Below are 22081 nucleotides of genomic sequence, written 5' to 3'. Positions count from 1 at the left end.
ACAACCTCCGTGATCCAGACGGGCGGCCGGTGCCCGCGCAATGCGAGTTGCGAAGGCACCGGCCTGTACTGACGTGCGCCTTGGGTCAGGCCACGTTGGTGGTGCAGGCGCCGCAGGTCTCGCCGCAGCCGTCGTCCGTGAGGTTGATCAGGCCGGCGACGTCGGCGACCTCGACCAGGGTGACGTCGAGGTCGAAGCCGTCCGTGGTCCCGGCGCTCGGCGCGAGCGCCTTCGTGCTGTGCTGAATCTGGGGACTCATGTCAACTCCAGTTCTTTGAAGGTGAGTTGCGGATAGTGGTTCTGCCGGGCGCGTGCTCGCCGAGCGTCTTGAGGTCACTTCGTCGAGCGGTGCTTCCCGGCCACCGGCCCGAGGTGCCGTGCCCCGATCTTGGAGTGGATCGGGGCCGCTTTTCCCTGGGCTGGTGTCCTGCGCCGCCCTCTGGAACCGCGCTCAAAGGGAGCGATTCCTCAAGGGCGGCCGTCTGTCAGGCCATCCCGGTGTCCGTGCCGTTCTTCTCGGCGCTGTTCAGGAGGCTGCGGGCTGAGGAATGGACGAACGTGCCCTTCTGCCGGGTACCGCTGAGGATTCCCCGTTGCTTCAGCGGCCTGAGCGCGGACTTGAGCGTGCCTTCGGTGGTGCCGAATTCCTCGGTGAGCGCCTTGGTGCCGGGGATCCTGCTGCCTTCCGGATAGGTGCCGTTCTTGATCCGCGCTGTGACCACGTCACGGATGTGCGGGGACTGGGTTCTCGGCAGGGTCCAGGTCTGTATCTGGCCCGATCGTTTGCGTACCTGGAGGGTGGATCCGGTGGGCGGGGCGTCGGGGTCCATGACCACCGTGCCGAGAGCGGAGATGCCGAGGGTGAGGCCCGCATGGGCCAGTCGGGCCAGAGCCCGTCGCACGGAGTCGTCGAGGACACCGAGTTCCACGCACAGCCGTTCCCGTGAGGGGAGCACGTCACCGACCCGGTAGGTGCCGTCGGCGATACGGGCCCGCAGGACCGTTTCCACCCGATGGGCCCCGCTCGCTTCGTCCAGGCCTTCCCCGAGGTCGACGAGGCGGTGCACGAGCCCGGAGGGGCAGCCCAGGAAGGCGGCGATGCCGAGCATGGATCCTCCCGCACGGTGGGCGGCGGTGACCGCGTTTGCGTAGAGCGCACGGTCGTCGTGGGTGAGCCGTACGCCCGGTGTGTAGACGGGCAACTCTTTGAGGTGCTGCTGCCAGGGCGGAGCGCCGCTCGCGAACGGGCGTCGGGGCGCTTCGCCACGGGCGTCGGCGCCCATCTGATTGACGGGTCCCGCGTAGGGTTCGCCGCTGGTCACGGTGGTCTCCATCGGATGGGTGCTGGATGGGTTGAGTACCGGTCCTGCGCCGCTGCGCCCCAACACGGTGGCGTAGGACCGGAAGCCGGCCAGTCGTTCCCTGAATCACCGACGGGCCAGGGAGCGACGGGCCGTGCCCTCGTCGTCGAGGGAGGTCAGGACATCGCTCGACGACGAGGTGTTGAACCCGCGCGCGGCATTTGGGTTTCACGGGGCTGCCGCGCGCGGGAGCTTTCAGGTGACCGGGGATCTGAGCCGGTCCTGGGTGTGGATCCCCGCCTGTCGGCGGCGGGATGAGCCGTGATCCAGGGCTCGGGCTCCGAAACAGGGGTCATTGGATGCTCACGGGGTCTGGTCGGCCGGTGTGCTGTGGGCTGTCATCGTCGGGAGTGACTGGCTGTGTGTGCGTTTCCGGACAAGAGGGGTGGGCTGCCTTAGCCAGGCGGCGTCCGATCCAGACGACGGCTGCGCCGAATGGGAGGGCCAGGACGAGCCGGTACAGGAGCGGGATCGGCAGAAGTTGGAGGGAGCCTCCGACGACGTCGAAGACGAAGTGGGCGACCATGAACGGGATCAGGCGGCCGTACTGCCGGTACAGCCAGACGCGGCCTGCGGCAAAGAGGATCATGCCGATGGCGGGGAGTCCGAAATACGCGTGCAAGAGGACTTCGGGTACGCAGACCAGGGTGTAGATCTGCCACGCAGGTCGGCGTACAGCCGTCAGCAAGGCAGTGGTGCCCGCAACGATCACGACGTCCTCGATGGCCACCGTCGCTACCACTCCGATGACGAGAATCCCGGGGTTGTCGATCCCGAGCGCGGACATCTGGCCGCCCGTCATGACCGGCATGTCGATCTTGGTCCAGTGAACGAGTTGGAGGAGCAGGAAGGTGAGACCTCCGCCGGCTACGCAGGTGGAGAAGACCAACTGTGTGATGTCCCAGTCGCGGAGCCGGTCAACTGCCGTACGCGGGCGGGCCAGGTCCAAGGGGACGCCGTGTCTCCGGCACACTTCGAGGGCGAGCCACGCCAGCACGCACGCGTAGACGGACTGGCCGAAGACCCGTGCGAGCACGCTGGGGAAAGGCGCGGTCGCGTAGATGGCCGCCGCCCCGCCGAGTACGGCGGCGCCGCGCTGAAGTAGACGCCGTGCGGGGGTGACCTGGCTGAGGGGAGTCCGGGCTATCACGAGCCACGAGAGCCACCAGAACACGACGACTGCAACGCCGTATTGGGCCCACACCATCATGTACAGGCCCTGTGTGGTCCATTCCCACGGCAGGCCGTACATGTCGCCCAGTGTCATCGCCTCGTTGACGAGGGGAAGGCCGCAGGCCAACAGGAGCAGACCACCCGTGTCCCGCACCACGCGACGGGCCGGGGCGTCGGTCAGCGGGGAGGGCACCGCGGCAGGGCGCTCTATGTGATCGAGTAGGGCCACACCACGGAATCTCATGCCTGCCCTCCGCGTATGAAGGGGGCGAACCCGTCGGCGTCGTAGACGGCGAGCGATGCCCACGGGTCCGTGGCGGAACCGAACCGGACCGCGGCTTGGGTGAGTTCGAGCGGATCGTGGACGGTGAGGGGTCTCCACGGGTCAAGGCCGACGACAAACCGCGCGGTCTGCTGGGTCAGGTCGAACAGCAGGTCCAGCACGACATCGGTGATGCGGTCCATGCGGCTTGAGCCGTCGAACTCGGTGAGACGGAGCGGGAGGTCAGACACCGAGATACCCCCGCTCGATGCGGCGGACCCAGGCGTCGGGATCGGCGATCTCTTCCTCGGTGGGCAGGAAGACCGCGTCCTTCCAGACCTGGTTGACCAGGTCGGTGCCCCCTGCGGCCACGGCGCACGCGATGAGCCGGGAGCCCTGCTCATACGATTCGCGGCTGGGGCCAAGGCGCTGGATGCCGGGGAGCGCGTTGTGGGTGCGGTAGCGCCAGGACTTCGGCGATTGCCGGTGATCGGCCAGGGCACCGAACAGGCGGGTGGTGGCTTGATGGTCGGCCCAGTCGGCGTGTCCCTCAAGGACAGCCGAGGCGCCGCGCCCGGTGATCCCACGCTTCTGTGGGAAGAAGGTGGTCCACACCGCACCGCTTCGCCCGTCGGCCTGCACCTGATGGACGAGTTCATGGGCGACTACCTGGTGAAGGGCAGGTTCATCGGCCAGCAGCCCGCCATGGTGGAGGGCGCGGGGAGCAATGATCGTCTCGCGTCGGCCGTCGGCAGCTGTCAGGGTGCTGCCGAGTACCAGGGGCCAGACCAGGACGGGGACGAATCCCATGATCCTCAGCCCGGCCCGGACGGCGTCGATCTCCTGCGAGGTCAGCTCCAGATCGGCGATGTCGCGGGCCAGGGTGCGGTGGTGGCTCTTGCGGGTCTCCTCCCGCCACGCCTTGGGAGTGAGCAGGCGGAAGCGGACCTCCTCCGGGAGGGGGAGGTCGGTTATCTCCGTCACCGTCGGCGCAACCCGGTGGAGTATCCGGTCGATCTGCTCGGCCAGGTCCGGATGGCGTTGGGTTTCGTCAAGCACGGTGAAGCGGGTCTGGGTCACTGATGGTCCTGTCCAAAAGGGATTCGGTCTGGTCGGCTTCTTGTGGCCCCCGTCCCCCGGGCCACCGTCTTGTCCCGGGGAACGAGGGTGTTTGGCGTGCCCCGTCGCCGAGCGGGGAGTCGTGCTCGACGACGGGGCCGGGGACCCGCGCACGGCAGTGGATGACGACGGGGCTGCCGCACGCGGGGGTCGAGGTGTCAGGCCGTGGCGAACTCCCGACGCAGGTCGAAGTCGGTCACGGCCATCCGGTGAGCGGCTATCTCTTGCCGAGCAGCGTTGGTGTAGTGCTCGACGCCGGCGACGGTGAGCAGGTCGGACGCGGGGAGGGGGCTGCTCTGGAGCGCGGCGAGCGCCTCCTCCAGCGAGCGCGGTACCGGCGGGGCCCCGGTCTCGGCGAAGGCGTTGCCGATGCACGGTCTGGGGGGTTCGAGTTTGTGGTCGAGGCCGTGCTGGACAGCAGCAAGGACCGCCGCAAGCGCGAGGTACGGGTTGGCGTTGGCGCCGGGCAGGCGGATCTCCAGGTGGAGGTTGTCGCCGCGGCCGACGACCCGGATGGCGCAGGTGCGGTTGTCGCGGCCCCAGGTGAAGTTCACCGGGGCGAAAGTTCCGGGTACCAGCCGCGTATAGGAGTTGAACGTGGGCGCGTACAGCAGCGCCAGGTGAGGCAGGACATCGAGGAGTCCGGCAATGGCGTAGCGGGCCAACTCCGGCATATTCCCGTCGGTTTCGGCGAATAGGGGGATGCCGTCGCCGACCAGGGAGAGGTGGATGTGGCAGCCGCTGCCAACCCCGGTCATGGGCGCGGCCATGAACGTCGGCGCCAGGCCGAAGCCCTCGGCGACGGTCCGAGCCGCGTGCTTGAACAGCAGGTGTGTGTCCGCCGCCGCCATGGGATCGCCGTAGGGGAAGGTGACCTCGATCTGCCCAGGGGCGCTCTCGGTCTTGATCGCTTCGATCGGCCGCCCGGTTCCGGCGAGACACTCCTCCAGGTCCTCGAAGAACCGGCTCATCACCCGCGGGTGGTCGAGGGCATAGTCCAGGTTGCCGCTGGTCACCGGTTGTACCCCACGATGGCCGGTCTCCTCGGCGTCGGCGTAGCCGTCGTGGCACAGCACGAACTCGGTCTCCAGCCCGACCTGGGCGACGACTCCCCGGTTGGCGAGGCGGGTGAGTTGCTGCCACAGGATCTGCCGGGGAGCCACAGCCACGGACTGTCCGTCGTGGCCGATGGCCTCCGCGAAGACCAGGGCGGTGCGCGGCATCCAGGCCAGTTGGTAGACGGCGTCCGGGTCGGGGAGCAGGCCCACGTCTCCGTAGCCGGTGTCGAAGGAGGCCAGAGCGAATCCGTCCAGCGGGCGCATGTCGACATCGGTGGCGAAGACGTACGCACACATGTCGGTGCCACCGGCCGCCACGCGGTCGAGGAAGTGGGCCGCGCCGATGCGCTTTCCCTTTAACCTGCCCTGCATGTCGGGCACGGCCAGCAGGACGGTGGTGACGGTGCCGCTCTCCACCATGCGTCGCAGGTCCTCGAATCCGCTAACTGCCTGCTGTCCGGCCGCAGTTGTTGCTGGGGAGTTGAGGGGCTGGCTCATACGACGTTCTCCGCCATGTCGTCGCGCTCGGCCGCAGTGCCGTACTCGGGGATGCCGTAGCTGCGGCGGCCGCGGGTCGCCCACAGGATGGCGGCCAGGGCCAGTACCGCCAGCAAGGCGAGGGGGGCGTAGTTGAAGGTGTCGACGGTGACCGGGCTGACCGCGGGGAGGCAGAACAGCACGGTCACGAAGCCGACCCACACCACGGCGACCCAGCCGATCGGCTTGCTCCAACTGCCCAGATGCCACGGGCCGGGCGTGAAGCGTTTGCCCGCTCGGAGCCGCAGGTAGATCGGGATGGCGTACGCGGGGGTGATGCCGATCACGTTGATCGAGGTGATCGCGGTGTATGCCGTGACGGAGTACAACGACGGCAGCGCGATGACGAAGGGCACGGCGACCGACAGCCACACGGCCGCGACGGGGGTCTTGGTCCGGGCGCTCAGGCGCCGCCAGATGCGGTGGAACGGAAGGGCCCCGTCGCGGGAGAAGGCGAACACCATGCGGCTGGCGGAGGCCAACCCGGCGTTCGCGCAGAACAGCTGCGCCATGATGACGACCAGGAGCAGGACCTTGGCGGCCGTCGGGCCGAGAGCGTCTAGGAAGATCTGGGCGGGCGGAACTCCGGTCGCGCTGCCTACGGTGCCGGCGTAGTCCTGGATCGCGAAGAGCATCCCGGCCAGCAGGACGAAGCCCACAACCCACGACCAGAAGATCGAGCGGACGATGCCTCGGGCCGCGCTGATCTGGGCGTGCTTGGTCTCCTCGCTCAGGTGCGCCGAGGCGTCGTAGCCGCTGAAGGTGTACTGGGCCAGCAGCAGCCCGAGCAGGCCGACGTAAAGGGGGTTGCTCCACCCGGTGCCGTTGGAGAACTCGCCGAACACGAACCCCGGCGACTGATGATGGGAGGGCACCAGGACGAGCGCCCCCACGATCACCGCGACACCGGTCAGGTGCCACCACACACTGATCGAGTTCAGTACGGAGACCAGGCGCACACCGAACAGGTTGAGGGTGGCCAGCAGCAAAAGGATGGCTGCGAAGATCCCCAACGTCCTTTCCGGGGTGGGGGTGATGCCCCACTGGAGGTTGAGCCAGGCCCCCGCGAACAGCGCGGTGCCGTAGCAGCCGCCGGCCATCCCGCCCAGGAGCCCGAGCAGGTTGAACCACCCGGTCACGTATCCCCAGCGCGGGCCGCCGAGCTTGCTGGCCATGAAGTACAAGGCACCGGAGACCGGATAGGCCGAGGTGACCTCGGCGAGCGCGGCGCCGACGGCCAGCACCATCAGACCGACGAAGGCCCAGCCCCACAACATGACGGCCGGGCCGCCCGTTATGAGGCCGAACCCGAAGAGAGTCATGCACCCGGACAGGACGCTGATGATGGAAAAGCTCAAGGCGAAGTTGCCGAACGGGCCCATGCGCCGGGCCAGTTCGGGCTTGTAGCCGAGGCGCCGCAGCGTCTCCTCATCGTTCAGAGGGTGGCGGCTGGTTCTCGGGGAAGACAACGGAGGTACCTCCGGAAGCGGGGGACGGTGAAGGGGGCGAGCTACTGCGGAGTGCCGGTATGGCCTCGGGCAGTGGACGAACGCCGGCGGGCGGGGCTCGGCAGGTGCTGCGGTGACTGGTCATCGGCGTCGCCCAGCGTGGAGCGGCCCAGCTCTCGGCTCCCGTAGGTAGCGACTGCGCGCCCGCTCGAACTCCTCCAGCCACCGTTCTGGTGCATCAGCGACGTACTTCCATGGCACGGGTGTGACGAAGGGCCCGATCGCTTCGAAGACCTCGCCGGCCCCATCGCCGAACCCACCGGAGTGCAACGCCTGCGCCAGATGGTTCAGGTCCAGCGGTGACCAAGAAGTGGCATCGGCCTGCGGGAACCACCAGGTCAGCGCCCGGAGTGTGTAGTGAGAGACCGGGTCCCTCGTCCAGTACAGGGGCGTGAGCTGGCCGTTGGCCCGCTGCTTGCCGTATTGCTCAGCGTGGAGATACAGGGGCAGCAGTGCGAGCGGTGACCCTGTCGGTGCCCAGGTGGACACCCACCGCACAAAGTCGTGCGCGTTCGCCCCGTACGCCTGCATCGCCTGAAGCATGCGGTGCCACGCTTCGCGGTTGCCCGGATCACGCTCCTGGACCTTGTGCAGCAACCCCCAAGGGCCGTACGGCAGCATGTACTCCCAGGGGCCCATCCGGTGCTCCGGCCGGCGTTCCCCCACATCTGGGGAGTCCACCTGCGCCAACGCAAGCAGACCCACCCACGGCACAGGATCCTCAAGCCAACGCCGAGCCGCGTCCCAGCACGCCGTCCGCGCACGATCTGCAAGCAACACCACGCCTTGCTGCCCGGCACGGTGCGCGTTCAGCGTCCGTTCGACCGCCACCCGCGCCTGCATCGTCACCGCATTGACGTTCTGAGGCTCCTCCTGCACCCACGCCTCGACCGCGTCACCATGGGCCGCTGCCGCCGCCAGGACTTGAGTTCGTGAGGTCCTTAACGCCCAGGTGTCACAGGTCTCCAGCAGAACCCTCATCGAACGCCATCGGCCTGCCCGTACGTCGTCCAGGACGGCGCGCAACCGGCTGTCGAATCCAGCGGGGTGGAACTGCGGCTGTACCGTTCCGCTCACCGGCGTATCCCGTACCTGCGCGGGCGGCCCGAAGTCTCTCCCGTACCAGCCGCTCGACGTCTGGTGGTGAGCAAGACGAGCGGCTGGGAGCAGGGCGCCAGCGCCTGTAAAGGTGTCATCAGAACCTCAGGGGTATCGGTCAAGGGGAGTTGGCTGCCCGATGTAAGCGTCGATGGGGGCACCAGAGCGGTCCGGCAGCCTTTCAGGGGGTAGGGCGTACGACGGGGTCAAGCAGGTGTGCTCGGCCTGATCAGGGCCTGGACGACCTTTCCGCCCGAGTTGGGGGAAAAGGCGATCTCGGCGCCGAGCTGGCGTGCGACCCACAAGCCACGAACAGGCTCGCCTTCAGCCGGCTCCCACTTCGTCACCTCATCGAAGTCTGGAAACTCGCGACGAGCGTCCTGCACCTGGATGACGAGTTCACCGGTCGGGAGGAGAGCCCAGTGCATGGGGATCTGGGCGTATCCGGGGACACCTGAGTAGGCGACCGCATTCGCCATGAGTACGTCAGCAATCGCGGCCGCAGCCTCGATGTTCACGGGGACGGGCTGCTGAGTGAGGTACATGCGGGTGTAGTTGCTCGCGTTGCTGGCCGCATGCTCGCCAGCCCGGAACTGGGAATGCCGCGTCCATACAGACTCATCGCGTCCGAGAGCAGGGATCGGGACGATGCCCCGCTGTTCCATGTCACCGCTCCTTCTCAAGAAGGGGAGGGAGCACCAGGTCGTCGTACCGTCGGAGCTGACGCCCCAGTGGTCGGCCATGGAGGCGACGAGTAATAGGCCGCGGCCGTTCTCGTCGTCGAGAGCGGCGTTGCCCAACACCGGAAGTTCGCGAGATCCGTCCCGCACTTCGATCACGAGGTGGCTAGCAGTGAGATACAGGCGTACCCCCACATCGCCGTGACCGTGCTCGAACGCGTTCGTGACCAATTCGGTGGCGAGGAGCTGAGCTGAGTCGATGAGTCCGGGCAGACCCCAGTGCGTCAGCCTGGCCCGGATGATGAGGCGTACACGATGTGGCACAGCCCGATCTACTTCCGCGATGGCTCCGGCCATGGAGCCGCTGTCGCGGGCGAAGGACATATCAATTTCGGCGTACGCGCCGCGCCGAGTGGGGACCTCAGTGTCTGTCCGCGCGACCGTAGTCAGGGACATGCCAATCCCTCCGTGTGTCCGGGAGCTGCGGACGCCGGACACATCGCCATTCGTTCGACGGGGCAAGTCGAAAAGGCTGAAATTGCCCGTCTTTTCTCCCGCACCTTCGCGGGGAGGGTTGCGGTGCGATGCGTCTCCGGCTTCACGGGGGGACTCCCTGATTGCACGCTCTTGTACCTGGTCAAACACTCTCTGCAAGGGCTGGTATGAGCGTTGCAATCGCGGCGATACGGATCCAGTCCCATCCCTTCATCGGTTCTTCGCACAGAGCTGACGTTCTTCCTCGCCTGTTCCTCGGATGTGCCTCGACCTCGCTAAGTACCGTCTGCAGGGGGCATGTTGATGTGGTGAGCGACTTACCGTCGTAGCAGTGATGTGTTGGGCAGACAGGATGGGAGGCACGGTGCGCACGTTCTTCCGGTGCTGGCTCGACGAGCGGGAGCTACGCGACCACAAAGACTTCGTGCAGCCATTCCTAGAGGTGGCCACACGGATGGGGCTGAAAGGCTTGGAGCCTGCTAAGCCGACCTTTCAGGCCTGGTACTACGGGACGCGAAAACCGCAGGGCGACTTCCGCCGAGTGATCGTCACCTGGACCAACCACAGCATCGATCAGCTGTGGACTGAGGTTCCAGAGGGGACGGTTCCCGACTTCCGACCCTTGTCCGACACGTCATCCACTGCACGTCATGCCGATCTCGGCATGGATCTAAGCGACATGAAAAGGACGGGCGCGATGGCTGTTCGACGCGCGAAGGAATTCCTGCTGGGAGCCGACCGAGACAGAGTGGGCACGGACACCCTCGACCTGCTCAAGGACGACGTGGCTCGACTCGTCGCCGCGTACCCACGCGAGCCTCTTTCGGCCATCTGGACCGATCTGCTGGATTCACATGGCGAGGTCCTGCGCCTTCTGGAGGGCGGCAGGGTCCGGCCGTCGCAGCTGCGTGAACTCAACTTCATGGCCGGCGCCCTGTCCTTCCTCGTGGCCAAGGGCTTCAACGACATGGAGGACCGGAATCAGGCGATGACGATGGCCCGGGTCGCCGCAGCCTGCGCGAGGGATGCCGAGCACCCGCCCCTCGTTGCCCTCGTCGACGGGCTCAAGTCGCTGATCGCTTACTGGGGAGACCAACCCGGGGATGCTCTCCATTTCGCCCAGCAGGGCGCAGCAACTGCCGCCGATCACAAAGGCACCGTGGGCTTGTGGTTGTTGGGTCTTCAGGCACGCGCAGCGGCCGTCCTAGGCGATGAGGAGACTGTCCGCTCGGCGAACCAAATGGCCACTGACGGACGCGACCACGTAGTACCGGACGAGCTCGACTCCCTCGGAGGCCTGTTCACCTACTCGGATGAGAAGCAGCTCTACTACGTGGTGGAATCCGAGGCTCTCCTCGGCCACGGTGATGCGCAGCTCGCCGCGCAGGCTGAGCTTGCCGTGCAAGGCTTCAGCGATCCCAACGCTCCGTCATGGGCTTTTGGTGACCTGGCCGGATCGCAGTGCGACCTTGCCCTCATCCGGCTCTACGGTGGAGACGTAGAAGGTGCCGCCGCAGCCATTCGCCCGGTCCTGGATCTGCCGTCCTCGCACCGGAACAACGGCATCGTCGTGTCAGCCCAACGCGTCCGCCGGGCGCTCACGAGCGATCTGGTACGCACTGCCATCGCTGCGCGTGATCTCCGGGAAGAGATCGAGATCTTCCCGCCGACTCGCCCTGCGCTTCCGCGATAGCCCGCGGGTAGAGTCCCCGGCATGTACCCGGTCAAGCGTTCCAGCCAACGCCTGGATCTCCGCGAGCTCTCGATCGACGATGTGGACGCGGTGTTCGCGATCTACGGAAGCGACGAGGCAACGGAGCATCTGTCGTTCGAGCCGCGCTCCCATGCCGAGGTAGGCGGCATCGTGGCCAGGTCCATAGCCTCAGCCACCGCGACGCCCCGCATCGAGTACGCACTCGCGGTCGTTGAGCGGGACACCAACGAACTGATCGGATTCGGTCGCATCGCCACAGATCCACACCAGCAGCGCGGAGCTACCTTCGGCTTCGCGCTCCGCCCAGATGCCTGGGGCGTCGGCTACGGCGTCGAAACCGTACGCCTCCTGCTGGCCCTCGGTTTCGAAGACCTCGACCTGCACCGTATCTGGGGCGCCCGCTCCCCGCTCAACGAGGCCTCAGCGAAGACCATGACCGCCGCAGGCATGGTCGAGGAAGGCACCATCCGCGAGCACATCTACAAGGCCGGGCAGTGGCGTGACTCAGTCGTGCACGCGATCCTCGATCACGAATGGCGTGATCTCCAGACCAGCTGACCCTAAGCAACATGATCAGGGCGCGGTCCGAACGCGCGCAGGCACCGCGGATGGGAGATCGGCCACTCGGCCGCCTCCTCGACAGTGCGTACGGAGCGGTTGGCCTTGTCGGGGTCCCGGTGGTTGGTCCATCCGCAGTCGGACCCGTCGAAGACCTCGACGTGTGTGACGCCGGCTTCGCGGCTCTTGTTCAGTGTGCCCGTGTTGTAGGCGACCGCGCTCTTGGCGAGCGTGGCTGCCTCGGCCCACGTCCGGACCGGAACTCGTGTCCCGTTGCGGTACACGACGTGCGTGAGGGACTGGGTGGCCAGTTCATCCGCCAGCCGCTTCGCGGCTTGACGGGCGGTGGTGTTCCCTGCGGCCAGGAGCGGCACCTCCTTGCGGGCCGCTGCTCGCGCAGCGCGATACCACTGCTCGGCCATCCGCTCTGCTTCCTGGGATCGGCGTAGGAAGTCGTCGTACGTGTCGGAGGCGAGTGACTGAAGCGCGTCCACATGGGGTTGTGTCCACGTCCATGTGTTCCCGCCGACAGCCTCGGTGGCGGCTCGGGCCCCTTGGTCGTACAGGTGGGGCAGCTGTCGCTGTACGTATGCTCGGGCCTCGGTATCAACGCGGGCGCGGAAGTCGGTGATGGCGGCCTTGAACTCGTCCAAGGCCGCCAGGACGTACGGCAGTCGCCAGCGGGCCACGATGCCGGCGATCACGGCCTGCTGCCTGTCGGCGAGGCGCTGCCATGCGTCATCCAGGACTGCGGCGACCCGGCGTGCAACTTCCTCCGGGTCACCTGGAGTCAGAGGGGGCCACTCGTACGGCATCAGGTCACCGCCTCCATCCCGGAGGCCTGATCGGCACGGGGGTCAGTACGGGCACGCCGTCTTCGACAACAGCTTCTTCGTCGGGCCCCACGATGTCGTTGAGCGCGGCGATATGGCGTTCCGTGCCGGTCAGGTTGTTGGACTGGTCGAGGGTGACGACGCCGTCCACCGTCATGCGCAGGGGATCGGCGAGGAGTGCAGCACGGCGTTCGGCGAGGACCTCCAAGGCCACCGCGCGCGCGGCGCCGAGCCGCGTGTAGCGCGCTTCGAGGTCGGTCGGGTCGGTGCTGGGGCCGAGCTGGGCGAGCAGCCAGGCCTCTACGGTGGCGTCCACGAAGGGCTCCAGGGGGGATAGGCGCGAGGCCCAGCGCCTCGTGGTGCTGGGCCTCGCCGTCGGGACTACCGGGCATCAAGCCATCGGATGGTGGTCACGTCTCCGCGAGCGTGCGGGAACCTACGCTTCTTCGGGCGCCTTCCGGCTGTTCCGTCGCCTCGTGGTCTTCACGGGCTCCTGCGCCGCCTCGATCTCCGGCTCCGGCTCCGGCTCCGGCTCCGGCTCCGGCTCCGGCTCCGGCTCCGGCTCCGGCTCCGGCTCCGGCTCCGGCTCCGGCTCCGGCTCCGAGGCAGGATCCACCGTGGGCGACTCCTTCTCCTCGTCGTCCACATCGGACTCGGCCGAGACATCCGCCTGTGGCTCGGACGCTTCCTCGGCCCACGCAGCCGGGTTCGGAATCAGCTCGACGAGCCGTTCGGGAACCTCCTCGCCCGCGTCCAGCCGGATCGTGCCTGCCTGCTGGGGGTCCCGCACGAACACCGTGCGCTGCAACTTCGCCATGGACAGCCCCTCTTAGAAGACGGTCGCGGCGATGTGGATGTCCGGCACGTACAGCACGGGCATCGCGGCGGCGGCAGAGATCGTGGACAGCTGTACCGGGGTGCGCGTCTGTACGTGGGAGGTGACCACGATGCCTGGGGCCTGTTGGGCGGTGATGACGCCCTTGCCTCGCAGCTCGATCGCCTCGGCGGTCAGACCGTACTGTGTCTCGCCCCACTGCTCACGGCGCGGCGGGATCATCGCCCACAGCGACTCCGGCGTCGTACGGACCAAGTTGTCGCTGCTGTCATACACCTGCACGTCGTAGGTGCTGACCGGGGGCAGGTTGTACTTGGCACGGACCCGGTTGACCTCCTCCGGCGCGAGCATCCCGGTCGGGATCTGGTCGGTGGACGGCGAGTTGTGGAACGCAGCTCGGTACTCCGACGTGGAGCCGAGCAGGGACAGCGCCTTCTCCGAGGTGATGACCCGCTCCGGGCGCGGTGCGCCGATGCTCTTCAGGTACTGGATCCAGGCCAGCTCGTCCGTGATCGGGCTGGCGGTGCCGGACTGAGACCACGGTACGGCGACCGTCGGCCGGTTGGCGGCCGGCACCCGCCAGTCGACGTCGAGGGCGACGCCGGGCAGGGAGACAACGCCGGTGGACAGCATCTGCCCGGCGGCGATCTCCATGGCGGCCTTCGTGGCCTCCACATGCTGCTCGATGTCGTCGTACAGCAGGTCGAGGAACTCGCTGGTGTCCTGGCCTCGGTCGACGGCGGACAGGATGATCTGGAGCTCGGAGAACGGCAGCTCCTGACCAACCCATGGCAGCATGCCCTCGTTGATGACCTGCTCGGCACGCCGCTTCGCGAGCGCCGGCGCGGCCTCCCACGCACGGAACCGTGCCGCGTTCACGCGCCGCTTGCTGCTCTTCGTACGGAACTTGACGTTGTCGATGTTCCGTTCGGCGAAGACCTCACGGGTGAGGAGGTAGTCCTCGGGCGTGGTGATCGCTCGGATGAATGCCTGAATGTCCTCGGCGACGATCGCTTCGAGGAGCTTCTCAAGAGCCATAGGGGTCCTACCTCCTTACCGGTAGTGGATGAACGCGGTGGTCGACGCGGCGGCCGGGGCCGTGAAGGTGACGGGCAGCTTCGAGGCGTACACCTCGCCGCGCCACAGCAGCGCCCCCGCAGTCTTCGCCGACCCGGGCGTGAAGGCTGTCTCGGCGACGAGGAACCCGGCGAGGACCTGGGTGCCGTCGCTGGCCGCGGAGTTGTAGGGGGCGTACAGGCCGGAGGTGGTGATCTTGCCGAGCGGAAGCCCGCTCTTGATGACGTGGCGCGGCTGGTTGGTCGTGCCCGCCGTGTAGTGGGTGCCCGTCGTGAGCTTGCTGGTGTCGATGGTGATCGTCTGTGCTTCGTGGACGCCGTCCAGCGAAGCCAGCCATGTCCGGTCGTCGGTGACCGTCTGGGTGGTGGTGAGGACCTGGTAGTCGCTCACGGTGTCTCCCTCGTGGGTGGGGATCGGGTTCCTCCCGCACCCGGCACAAGCGGCAGAGGGGCGGTGTCCACGAGGTGGCGGCCGGGCCGGCCAGGGCGTGGTCCCTGATCACAGCCCGGCCGACTTCCGGAGGGCGTCCACGGAATTTGAGGCGGGCGTGGTCCCGCGATCACAGCCTTCGGCCAACTGGCCTGGGCGTCCACGAAGATGGGCGTGGTCCCAGCCAACACGCCTACACGGGCATGCGGTTGATCATCAGCGTAACGGCCGTGGCGATCAGTCGCTGAGGAAGCCTCGACGGCGCGCCATGTCGAGACCGCCCTGACCTGCCTTGGCCGGGTTCTGCGGGGAGCGCGGCGGCCCGCCTGCCGGGGCACCGGCCGGCGCTGGAGGAGGCGTCGTCTCCTTCGTGGCACCGAACAGGCCCGGCCTGCGCTCCTTCAGCGCGGCTGCCGCGTCGGTAATGGCCTGCTCGTCGGCACCGGCCGGGATCGAGTTGCGCAGCAGCACCTCCGCGTCGACCAGGTCATCGCCCGTCGCGCCCAGACCGACGAGGGCGGCACGCCGCTGCGCGGTCTGCTCACGCCGAGCGGCTGCCGCCTCCCGAGCCTCAGCAGCGGCGATCTTGTCGGCTGCGGCCTTCTCGCGCCGTTCCACTTCCGTCAGCGCGGCGTCCTCGGCCTCCTTGCGGGCGTCCTCGACCTCCTTGGCCTTCGTCAGGGCCGCCGACAGATCGTCCGTCGACGTGAACCCCAGCTTGTCGAGGAGCGAACGTACGCCGGCCCGTTCGCCCTGGGATTTCTCGCGGGCGAGGAGGTTCTTCAGGGTTTCCTGATCGGCTTCGATCTTCCCGGGAGATGGTGGGGCCGCAACGGGAACCGGAACCGGGGCGGGCGGGACAGACCCCGGGATGGGCGGGTTGGACGGGTCGCGGTCGGGCACTGTGTCCTCCGAGCCAAAGCGCCCCCGCGCCAACAGCCAGTCTAGCCACCGTCGATCATGACGATTCGAGCGTTCTCGGCCCAGATCGTTGTCAGGGCCACCAGCTACGGTGGAGAGGTCCTGATCAACCCTTCTGGCTGCTGGGTGCTCAGACCGCCCGCGGAGTCAATCCGCGGGGCCTCGAATGCTTGAGCCGGTCACAGGGGACGTACGTTCAGTGCCTCTCGCGCCTAAAAATGCCGAATTGACACATCCGTGAGAAACTGGTGCTTAGCTCGCTGCGTTGCAGCTCTCTCCTCGCACGCTGGGAGATTCCATGACCCCAAAGAGCGGTCGACGCAATCCGCAAGTCAGACAGCACGGGCTGCTGAAGAAGCAACGCGGAAAGCAAGGCATTAGGGCCACCGAGGACCTTCATAATCTGATAGGTCAGATAAAGGCGCGAGGAATACCACCCCGCGACCCCCTTCCTAGGCACATGGCCGCAGCCCTGCTACAGAATGGGGACTGCACCATCCAGGAGCCCTACAAGCCGTTCCGACTCAAGGGGAAATCTAGCGGCTTGTACTACTGCTGCACCCACACACCTAAAGAGCATTGCTTCTTGCTTTCCAAGGCAAAGCAATGAAATCGACGGTCGTCAACGCCCTTGTAGCATTGGGAGTAGCCTGCATAGGGGCAGGGTGGGCCTATACTGCCCACAAAGGATGGCTGCTACTAGCAGTACTTTCCCCGCTCATTCTGATTACCCTTGGCGAGGCCACCTTTCGCTGGGGCAAGCGGCGGATCAAGACGTCTCCCACGGCATCAATGAAGTGGATGCAATTCCGCTTCCTGATGTACCTTTCGGTGGCCATCATCGGCTCAGGGTTGGCCATCCTTGGCGCAGCCGCGCTGGCACCCGATAAGAACGCCGACGCAGAAACCAAGGAAATATTCACGGCTCTAGGTGGCGCAGTCGGAACTGCGCTTGCAGCGGTCTTCGTGGGGAGTGGCGACACCCCCTGGGCAAACTGGTTGGACACACCGATCAAGAAAGCATTTCAGACGGCATACACGGGTTTCTGGGTCCCCGATAGCCTGCCACGAGACGCAGTGTTCGCTGACGTTTTTCAGGATCAAGAAGGCTGGGGAAGGGATGCGAGAAAGGCTCGCGCAGAGGTGATCACCACCGCGCTGAAAGCCGGAACAGATAGGGCACCTGTCGCAGTGAGCCCCGGGGTCGCTCCGACCCGCGGAACTGGCGGCTGATTCGAGCTCTCAGGGTCAGCGTCAGAAGCTGTGCCATATCCCTTGATCCGTGTCCGTCTGTGACTGGTGAGTAAGTTCGTTCGCCAGAGGGGCCACCGGGGTATCTCTGTGAGACACCGATACGGCGCTGCTCCGCGAATGGCTGCAGCAGCTGGCAGGCCGAACCGGGCCGCCTGCTCCGCAGGCGGTGGACGTTCAGCCGTTGCCCTGGCCGCGCCCTACGATCCCCCCTGATCGAGGGAGGACCGCTCGGCGGGCTCCAGGTCCACAGTGCGACGAAGGGCCAGGAACAGAGGATCCGCTGCCACCTGTACGGTTCCGCCCTTCGCTGTTCTACTTGCCGAATGCGCTGGCGAGACAGCAGGAGTTCATGGTGTGTCACCGGCATCGTGTTCGGGTTGGTTCTCGTGGGTCTGGGCGCCTGGCGCATCGGGCCGGCGCACCACCGCGAGCACCAGCAACGGGTCGTGTCGGCGTGTATCGCCGAGCGTGGTGTCGAGCAGTGCCTGCCGACACGGACCGCCGCCATCACAAAAATCGTCAAGCTGCACGGAGGGTGGGGCGAGTCCATGCTGGACGTGTATCTCGACGGGGCCTCGAAGCCGGCGTTCGAGATCTCGTCGCACTGGAGTGAGCGGTACCGCTCGGAGGTCGTCGTCGCCGACTCGCAGGGCAAGGTGTGGGCCTGGCAGGAGAGCGCGCACCATCGGTGGGAAAATCTGTACAAACCATGGCCGCTCGCGACACTCCTCTATCTCGCACTGATCCTGGTCGGCGGCCGGTTGGTCCTGCGCAACGGGAGCGAGCTGCTGATCGAGGGGCCCAGTCGGTACACCGAATTGGCCGAGCGGCTGGTCGCCACGTACAGCGGGGTGAGCTTTGCAGGGGTGGCGATCCTCGCCGGGTTCTCCCTCTCCTGGATCTCCGGGCTGGTGTCCATCGCCGTCGTGGCGGGGGCCGTCGGTGTCAACGGCGCGGACCTCTGGCGCCACTGGCGAAACGCCTGGCGCCGTGCCCGCCGTGTACCGCGTTGACCGTACCCGCACCGCGTCCGTGCAGGACGGCAGCCACTTCGCCCGGCGAACGGCCGCGGCGGACAGGCATCAAGCTCACACGCCCCCACCACCATGAAGGGCCGGGAAACTCCCGGCCCTTCATGTCTCCTGACACGTCCAGAATGAGCCACGACTCACGGAGCGTCACAGATTTCCGGGAGCTTCTCAGCCCCCGGCGCGCAGCACCGTGACACCCGCCCGCAGGCCACGGGGGGCACCGGTCACCCCTTCAGATCCTCTCGAAGGCCGAGGCGGTGCAGTTGGGGCACAACAGTTCTTCGGAGTCGGTCGGCAAGGGCCGCGCGCAGCCTCCCTCGCACAGGGTGAAGGCGGTGTCGGTGAAGTCGGTAGCGCAGGAGAAGCACAGGATGCGCGAGGTGTCTGGAGCAGCTGCGGTTACGGCGGTGATCACTGCGTCAGCTTCGCAGTTGGGGCAGATCATGGAGTCGCGGGCGTCGTGGTGCGGCAGGTGGGGTTGGTCCATTTCGCCGTAGAGCTGCCAGGTGTAGTCCGCGACAGCATCAAACGGGCTGTCCCACATTTTGAGGCAGAAGCGGCAGTTGGGCAGGTCCCCGCCGAGTACCAGGGTGCCTTGCTCCTCGCATTCGGGACAGGTGACGGTGCGGTCGGCGACGTCCTTGAGTTCGGTGCGCAGCTCGTTGCGGCGTTTTTTGAGGTACGCCTCGATGCGCGCGAGCCTGCCGCGGACGGCCGCGAGCATCAGGTCGGCGTCGTACCGCTGCTTTGTGTCGAGGCGGGGCAGCAGGTGGTCGGCAATGAAGGGCAGCAGGAAGTTCAGCACGTCGGCGGCGCGTGCCTCGACTGCCCCGGCTGGGGAGGTGAAGGCGTAGTGCTGGAGGGCGTTGCGGTCGCGGGCCAGTTTCTTCACTGCGGCGAGAGCTTTGTCCGGCAGGTCGAGGCCGGTGATCTGCGTCAGCCGGGTGAAAGCCTCGTCGGTGGTGCAGCTCTCGAAGTCTGCGTTGTCGAAGGCGGTACGGGTGGCGGTCTCCGGCCTCTTGAAGACCAGGGTCCAGTGCTCGTCCTGGAGGCGGGCCTTGAGCAGGACCTCGGTGGCGGCCTGGAGGTGCAGAACGGCGTACTTCAGGGCGCGGGCGTCGGGCAGCCCGACCGGGTCAGCGGTCAGCCGGTCGGCCACGTCGATGAGGTAGTCCAGGCCGTTGGTGATCAGCGGGTAGTGCACGTCCGGACGGTGGCTCGTACTGTTCCGCGGCTGAGACCTGCGGGCCATAGCCTCTCCCCCTTATTGGCAGGGCATCGACGTGCAGTTGCCGGGTGACGTTCAGCGCGACCGTCCCTGGCGGCTGCCGCTGGAAGACCGGGTGTTACTGGTGGCGACGTACTGGCGCACGAACAATGCCGAGAATGCCCACCTCTAGAGCAGGTCGTATAGATCCTCTTCATACCCCTCTAGATCCTCGTCATCCCCCTCCGGAACTAGTCCATCGAATGCTCGCAGTAGTGGGTAGCCCACGTTTGGCTCGACTGCGGCGATATAGCATGCCCAACCCAATAGCCGACGCCGATACATCCCCTCGTCCTCGCCGCCGAACTCGGTCATATAGACCTCATAACCAAATCTCGATATCACGTGCAAGATCCATCGCATTTTACGCTTTAGGTTGCGTGGAATCCGCGGCCCGTCCGATTCTCCGACATACAAACCGGTAACGTATTGCGGACCACCGCGACGCATGAAAGCGGTCTTGCGCGTGTTTACCGACCAGCCAGCGTCGTCGAGAATGCGAGCGATATCCGCCGAGTGGCGGTCAGTGACGTCGCCGGAGAATGTGAGATCGTCCACATAGCGCGTAAACGCCAGGTCTTCCGACCGTGCGTACTCGGCAAGGGAGCGGTCTGTGCCCAGGAAGGCCAAGTTAGACAAGAGGGGCGACGTACTAAGTCCGATTGGCAGCTTGCCGCCGATAGTAACGAGACTGACAGCAAGTTCCGCAGCCTTCTCATCGTAGTCTTGCTCTCGCAATGAAGCCCTTATTGCTGCGGCGCCAATGGACGGAAAGAAATCCTCAAGATCCATGCGCAATACGCACTTCTTCGCGAGGTGCTGACTGGCGTTACTAATCGTGGAACGCCCACGAACAAATCCGTGAACATGGTCGGGGGCTTCATACGAGAATCGGCTCGTAAAGCTCCGATGCAAATTTTTACTAACCGCGTTGAATGGCGACTTCAGCTCGAATACTTCTCGTATTCCGCCGTGCTTCTTGCGGTGCCTCCGCTGAACATAGAAACGGCCTTCACCCGCAGGAAGCTGCGCGGATAGCCGTTCTAGATTTTCAACCGATGCGCCAGCTTGCTCAGCCAGCTGATCAACCGAGAAAGACACTGAACCCCCTGTGGCGGCGTGTCAGGAGGTAGGGCCACACTCCCATGCAAGGACTATCATGCAACGCACGCGAACTCGCGCACAACGTTGACCGCGGCCCTACCTCAGGCCGGATCTTACCACACATCAATGAAGTGGGTCCTTTCGGCTGGAAATGCGGCCAAGCTCGAACGAGTAGAGCATGGAAACCGATGGCTCAATCTCACGGAATGCTCTATAAGCGAAGTCTTTAGGGTTATTGGTACGGCCCTTTTGGAGCCATCTACTGACGTCGGCCATAACATAGTCGATGATGGCCGTAGACATGTAATCACGCTTAGTGACCATTGAAATATCCGGCCGTGGCAACGATGCATCTCTACCGGCCTTTTTGCGGGCCCGTCTGACGACGGCATCGGGAAGTCGGCGAATGATCGACGCCATCTCTTCGCTCTGCTCTATGTAGCAAAGAAACTTGGGTTCATGGCGGTGTCGAATCAACAAATCACTCAACAACTGTACGTACATGAACTCGATTAGCTCGGACTCGGCGTTACTGGGGAAACTCGTTCGATCAGTGACGACCATGTACGTCCTGAAGAACGTGGCCCGCATAAGCTCTCGAAATGGGACGGAGATCTCTGTCGGATCGTTCGAGCTGTGAAAACCGTCCTTGCGAAAATCTTCGAAGCTGCCAAGTCCGGTCAAGCTGTGCCTCACGATCAGGCGTTTGTACAGATCTTGAATTTTTTCCTCGATGTCTTCTGCATCGTCACCCAGTTCAACCGCGCCTACGATCAATGGCTGGGAAGCGTTTCCGTTTCCCGACTCGTCCATAAATAGCTTCATCGCTAGTAGCCTTTCATGAGGCATGCCGCAACGCCGCCAAGCCATCCGCGTCATCAGACCAGAAGAGTAATGGTGTTCACCAGGCCATGCTCCCCGTTCCCCCCGCTCCACAATCTGGCCCTCGCCGGATAACTCACCCCTATACGGGACAACCTCTATGGCCAGTTCCGGTGCCGAGCAGAGTTCGTGGCGCTGCCTTACCTCATGCCCCGGCGAATCTCTTCGACGAGGATGCCGTCCTGCTCGGTCAGACCGAGGTACGCCCACGAGATCCCTGCGTCGGCAAGCACTTCGGCCATGGTGGCCCTGCCGGGGTGCTGAGATTCGAGACAATCCAGCTCGTACGTGCGTTCTTTGATGCGCTCAATGGACGCGAAATGGGCGGCTTCGGCGGCAGCCGCTGCATCGGCCCGCGCGCCTGCCTCCTCCAGGCCGATTCGAGCATCAATCGCCTCCCCGTCAAAGACGTCGAAGGCCATGCTCACGACCTCCGGCACATCCAGATCGGGCCTCTCTGCGTGGATCTGGCGAAGTTTGCCCTCCAGGCGGAGCACGGATCCTTCCGGCAGAACCTCGCGCGCGGAGTGCAGGATGCCGCCGAACTGGGCGTCGAACTGGTCAGTCATACACGGGAAAGTAGCCGTTCCCACTTCTCGTTACCAGCGCCGCCCTCACCCTCCAGGACGAGGGCGGGCGCCAACTGCGACGTGCCCGCAAGGTGCACTATCCACAGGTAAGAGATGCAATGCATCTACAGGTCTTACACGAGCCTCGAAGGTGGAGCCAGGTAGACAGTCGAGGAAGCTTTTTCGAGGTAACTGGCAACTTTTTCTTCCTCACAGGCTGGGGAAGGGGAAACCTACTGGTCAAAGCCATCTTCTGATGCCGTGCGATCCGTTCTCCACAAGTCCGTACCGGCGTTCTCCACAGCGGGAGGTCAAG

23 protein-coding genes are annotated in these 22081 nt (G+C 65.7%); 4 read left to right on the top strand and 19 right to left on the bottom strand.

Translation table 11 applies throughout. The features are described from left to right. Nucleotides 1-85 precede the first annotated feature (85 nt). The 9 genes from ACWDR4_RS33935 to ACWDR4_RS33895 form a co-directional block, all read right to left on the bottom strand. A complete protein-coding gene (locus ACWDR4_RS33935) occupies nucleotides 86-259 on the bottom strand; it encodes an FxLD family lanthipeptide (RefSeq protein WP_450414092.1) in 174 nt (57 codons plus the stop codon). A gap of 226 nt (nucleotides 260-485) precedes the next feature. Next, nucleotides 486-1322: a GntR family transcriptional regulator gene (locus ACWDR4_RS33930; RefSeq protein ID WP_450414090.1), complete on the bottom strand. Its 837-nt coding sequence runs from the start codon at nucleotides 1320-1322 to the stop codon at nucleotides 486-488. A 331-nt stretch (nucleotides 1323-1653) separates the two neighbouring features. Next, nucleotides 1654-2778 (bottom strand): hypothetical protein, encoded by a 1125-nt coding sequence (locus ACWDR4_RS33925; RefSeq protein ID WP_450414088.1) that lies wholly within the window; start codon nucleotides 2776-2778, stop codon nucleotides 1654-1656. After that, complete coding sequence (locus tag ACWDR4_RS33920; protein ID WP_450414086.1) at nucleotides 2775-3047, bottom strand: hypothetical protein; 273 nt, start codon at nucleotides 3045-3047, stop codon at nucleotides 2775-2777. The genes ACWDR4_RS33925 and ACWDR4_RS33920 overlap by 4 nt, the downstream gene beginning before the upstream one ends. Beyond that, a complete protein-coding gene (locus ACWDR4_RS33915; RefSeq protein WP_450414085.1) occupies nucleotides 3040-3876 on the bottom strand; it encodes a zinc-dependent metalloprotease in 837 nt (278 codons plus the stop codon). The genes ACWDR4_RS33920 and ACWDR4_RS33915 overlap by 8 nt, the downstream gene beginning before the upstream one ends. Nucleotides 3877-4073: 197 nt before the next feature. After that, on the bottom strand, nucleotides 4074-5471 hold the full coding sequence (locus tag ACWDR4_RS33910) for a glutamine synthetase family protein (RefSeq protein WP_450414083.1): 1398 nt from the start codon (nucleotides 5469-5471) through the stop codon (nucleotides 4074-4076). Beyond that, nucleotides 5468-6892, bottom strand: coding sequence for an amino acid permease (locus ACWDR4_RS33905; protein WP_450414154.1), 1425 nt, complete (start codon nucleotides 6890-6892; stop codon nucleotides 5468-5470). The genes ACWDR4_RS33910 and ACWDR4_RS33905 overlap by 4 nt, the downstream gene beginning before the upstream one ends. A gap of 207 nt (nucleotides 6893-7099) precedes the next feature. Beyond that, a complete protein-coding gene (locus ACWDR4_RS33900; RefSeq protein ID WP_450414081.1) occupies nucleotides 7100-8095 on the bottom strand; it encodes a hypothetical protein in 996 nt (331 codons plus the stop codon). Nucleotides 8096-8322: 227 nt separating this feature from the next. Then, on the bottom strand, nucleotides 8323-9153 hold the full coding sequence (locus tag ACWDR4_RS33895; RefSeq protein WP_450414079.1) for an ATP-binding protein: 831 nt from the start codon (nucleotides 9151-9153) through the stop codon (nucleotides 8323-8325). 502 nt (nucleotides 9154-9655) lie between these two features. On the opposite strand from ACWDR4_RS33895, the gene ACWDR4_RS33890 reads away from it, so the two are divergent. Then, on the top strand, nucleotides 9656-10984 hold the full coding sequence (locus ACWDR4_RS33890; RefSeq protein ID WP_450414078.1) for a hypothetical protein: 1329 nt from the start codon (nucleotides 9656-9658) through the stop codon (nucleotides 10982-10984). Between the two features lie 21 nt (nucleotides 10985-11005). After that, nucleotides 11006-11563 carry a GNAT family N-acetyltransferase gene (locus ACWDR4_RS33885; protein ID WP_450414076.1) on the top strand — a complete coding sequence of 186 codons (558 nt, stop codon included), beginning with the start codon at nucleotides 11006-11008 and terminating at the stop codon, nucleotides 11561-11563. A gap of 2 nt (nucleotides 11564-11565) precedes the next feature. Here ACWDR4_RS33885 and ACWDR4_RS33880 read toward each other — a convergent pair whose 3' ends face one another. The 6 genes from ACWDR4_RS33880 to ACWDR4_RS33855 all read right to left on the bottom strand — a co-directional run bounded on the left by ACWDR4_RS33880 (nucleotide 11566) and on the right by ACWDR4_RS33855 (nucleotide 15640). Next, nucleotides 11566-12378, bottom strand: coding sequence for a phage minor capsid protein (locus ACWDR4_RS33880; RefSeq protein WP_450414074.1), 813 nt, complete (start codon nucleotides 12376-12378; stop codon nucleotides 11566-11568). 4 nt (nucleotides 12379-12382) lie between these two features. Next, the gene (locus ACWDR4_RS33875; RefSeq protein ID WP_450414072.1) at nucleotides 12383-12712 is read right to left on the bottom strand and encodes a hypothetical protein; all 330 of its coding nucleotides are present in this window, start codon (nucleotides 12710-12712) and stop codon (nucleotides 12383-12385) included. Between the two features lie 120 nt (nucleotides 12713-12832). Continuing rightward, the gene (locus tag ACWDR4_RS33870; protein ID WP_450414070.1) at nucleotides 12833-13213 is read right to left on the bottom strand and encodes a hypothetical protein; all 381 of its coding nucleotides are present in this window, start codon (nucleotides 13211-13213) and stop codon (nucleotides 12833-12835) included. 12 nt (nucleotides 13214-13225) lie between these two features. Continuing rightward, nucleotides 13226-14269, bottom strand: a complete 1044-nt coding sequence (locus ACWDR4_RS33865; RefSeq protein WP_450414069.1) for a major capsid protein — start codon at nucleotides 14267-14269, stop codon at nucleotides 13226-13228. Nucleotides 14270-14284: 15 nt separating this feature from the next. Then, a complete protein-coding gene (locus ACWDR4_RS33860; protein WP_450414067.1) occupies nucleotides 14285-14698 on the bottom strand; it encodes a head decoration protein in 414 nt (137 codons plus the stop codon). A 276-nt stretch (nucleotides 14699-14974) separates the two neighbouring features. Further along, nucleotides 14975-15640, bottom strand: a complete 666-nt coding sequence (locus tag ACWDR4_RS33855; RefSeq protein WP_450414065.1) for a hypothetical protein — start codon at nucleotides 15638-15640, stop codon at nucleotides 14975-14977. Between the two features lie 624 nt (nucleotides 15641-16264). Between ACWDR4_RS33855 and ACWDR4_RS33850 the strand changes: the two genes are divergently transcribed. Both ACWDR4_RS33850 and ACWDR4_RS33845 read left to right on the top strand, forming a co-directional pair. Continuing rightward, nucleotides 16265-16891 (top strand): hypothetical protein, encoded by a 627-nt coding sequence (locus ACWDR4_RS33850; RefSeq protein WP_450414063.1) that lies wholly within the window; start codon nucleotides 16265-16267, stop codon nucleotides 16889-16891. A 344-nt stretch (nucleotides 16892-17235) separates the two neighbouring features. Then, on the top strand, nucleotides 17236-17925 hold the full coding sequence (locus ACWDR4_RS33845; protein ID WP_450414062.1) for a hypothetical protein: 690 nt from the start codon (nucleotides 17236-17238) through the stop codon (nucleotides 17923-17925). A gap of 250 nt (nucleotides 17926-18175) precedes the next feature. Here the strand turns inward: ACWDR4_RS33845 and ACWDR4_RS33840 are convergent, their stop codons facing one another. From ACWDR4_RS33840 to ACWDR4_RS33825, 4 genes are all read right to left on the bottom strand, one after another. Then, nucleotides 18176-19147 carry a hypothetical protein gene (locus ACWDR4_RS33840; protein WP_450414061.1) on the bottom strand — a complete coding sequence of 324 codons (972 nt, stop codon included), beginning with the start codon at nucleotides 19145-19147 and terminating at the stop codon, nucleotides 18176-18178. Between the two features lie 192 nt (nucleotides 19148-19339). After that, a complete protein-coding gene (locus ACWDR4_RS33835; RefSeq protein ID WP_450414059.1) occupies nucleotides 19340-20311 on the bottom strand; it encodes a reverse transcriptase family protein in 972 nt (323 codons plus the stop codon). Nucleotides 20312-20437: 126 nt separating this feature from the next. Continuing rightward, nucleotides 20438-21139, bottom strand: coding sequence for a hypothetical protein (locus ACWDR4_RS33830; protein ID WP_450414057.1), 702 nt, complete (start codon nucleotides 21137-21139; stop codon nucleotides 20438-20440). 197 nt (nucleotides 21140-21336) lie between these two features. Further along, entirely contained in the window at nucleotides 21337-21765 is a 429-nt protein-coding gene (locus tag ACWDR4_RS33825; protein WP_450414055.1) for a hypothetical protein, read from the bottom strand. Between the last annotated feature and the right edge of the window lie 316 nt (nucleotides 21766-22081).

It is taken from the genome of Streptomyces sp. NPDC000878 (genome assembly GCF_053599695.1).
The sequence above is the reverse complement of the archived record's forward strand: the minus strand, read 5'-3'. Positions and strand labels throughout refer to the sequence as shown.